Here is a 1,677-nt window from a genome sequence, read left to right as displayed (position 1 = left end):
CCCCGATTTTTCATGATGCGCCGTGACGGTCGCGGTTTTGCGCCTGCGGCTGATCCGAGTTTTGTTTTCTGTTTTCGGGCAGTCTGGTGTGGCCTGTTGGTTCGCTGGGTTGGCGCCGGTTCCACTTCCGGTGAGGGAGCTGCTCGTCGGGACAGGGTAAAGGCCCTGTTTCAGCCTGGGGAGAGCAACACTTTGAGCTGGCTGGTGTTGTCTAGGAGCAGTTTCACGAGGTCTTTCTCTGGCGCTGATTCCGGGAGTAGGAGCTGGGTGCGGCGGGCGCGGGTGATGATTTTCCCGGCAATCGCGAAGAGCCGGTAGCGCCAGCGTTTGATGTCCCAGCCCTTGGCCCGGTGGCCGTCCGGGAGGGCGGCGAGCTGGAGCCAGGACACCAGGTTGAACGCCAGCGCGGCGATGTTCGCCCAGGCCTGGTTCGCCGCGAAATCAAAGAACGGCAGCTTGCCCAGGCCGGTGTTTTTCAGGGTTTTGATCCTGTTCTCGCACCGGCCCCGGGCCCGGTGCCTGGCGTCCAGGAACGGCCCGTGCCAGCGCGGCGAGTTGGTCAGGAACGCGGTAATCCGGTGCCCGTCAACATCGACCAGGGTCGGCTGCGCGCCCGGATGCAGCGGCTCGGCGCGCAGGAAAAGTTTGGTGCCCGGAGGGTAATCGGTGAGCGGGATGACGTCCGTGGCGTTGATGACCCACGCATCGGTCCGGTCGTTTCCGGACTGGTCCAGGGCCGGCTGCCAGTACTCTTTGTCACTGATCCAGTCGACCATGTGGGCTTTGCCGAACGGCAGGGTGTAGCTGGTGGTGAACTGCACGCCCAGGCTGTGCAGGTGCCAGAGGAACTTCCTGGAGGCCCCGGCACTGTCGGTGCGGACCAGGACCTTCTCCCCGGCCAAGGCCCCGGTGTCGGTGAAGAACCCGTCGGGGAGTTGGGCGGCGGCGGTGTGGAAGACCCGGATGTGGTCCTCGGCGCTGTTCGCCCCGGCGTTCCCTGGCCGGAGCACGGCCGCGAGGATTTCCCCGGAACCATTACCGGCCCCGTAATCGGCGCTGGCGATGAAGGGGGCGAATCCGTAGCCGCCCTTGTAGGTACCGGCGACGTTTTCCTTGTCCGAGTGTGAGGTCACCAGGGTCGCGTCGATGTCGATGATGAGCGGATCCGCGGCTGTTGCGGTCAGGGCCGGGTTCCGGTTCCCGGCGGCGGTCCAGGCCCGGGTGCGCAGTTCCCGGGTGAGGGTCTCGAATCCGTAGCCGAACAGCTCCGGGTTCGCCACGGTGCGTTCGAAGAACCGGGACATGGTCGCGTTCGAGGGCAGCTGACCGAAGACCCCGGGTGAGGAGCGCAGGATATCCAGGTCCGAGGCGTGTTCACCTCCCGCGGCGAGCATCGCGGCAAGGGACCCGACCAGCCGGCCAGGCCGGTGCTTCGCTCCCGAGGGAACAAACTGGCCGAGCCGGTCCTCGCACAGCCTGCCGAAACCCAGCGCGTCCATGAAGCCGGCGAGCACCGAAACCCCCGCGTGGGAGATCAGCGACTGGCCGGTGAAACTGACCGGCAGGGACGGGAAAACAGCGGTAGACTTCTGCATCGAAAGGGTGCTCCCTCGCTCGGCAAATAACGGTCTCGACAACCACTATTTTCCCAGCTCAGAGCACCCTTTCCCTGATTAA

General features: G+C 65.2%; 1 protein-coding gene. It reads right to left on the bottom strand.

Going from position 1 to position 1,677, the window contains the following annotated elements:
- Positions 1-170: 170 nt before the first annotated feature.
- Entirely contained in the window at positions 171-1,595 is a 1,425-nt protein-coding gene (locus PY310_RS21425; protein ID WP_275216645.1) for an IS1380 family transposase, read from the bottom strand.
- Positions 1,596-1,677 lie beyond the last annotated feature (82 nt).

The sequence above is a fragment of the Pseudarthrobacter naphthalenicus genome, assembly GCF_029076445.1.
In the GTDB taxonomy this organism is placed as follows: Bacteria; Actinomycetota; Actinomycetes; order Actinomycetales; family Micrococcaceae; genus Arthrobacter; species Arthrobacter naphthalenicus.
Note: the sequence above shows the minus strand (reverse complement) of the source record. Positions and strands in the feature narration are given on the sequence as shown.

Coding starts and splice junctions, on each gene's coding strand:
- PY310_RS21425 (WP_275216645.1), bottom strand. CDS start 1,595: ATGCAGAAGTCTACCGCTGTTTTCCCGTCCCTGCCGGTCAGTTTCACC.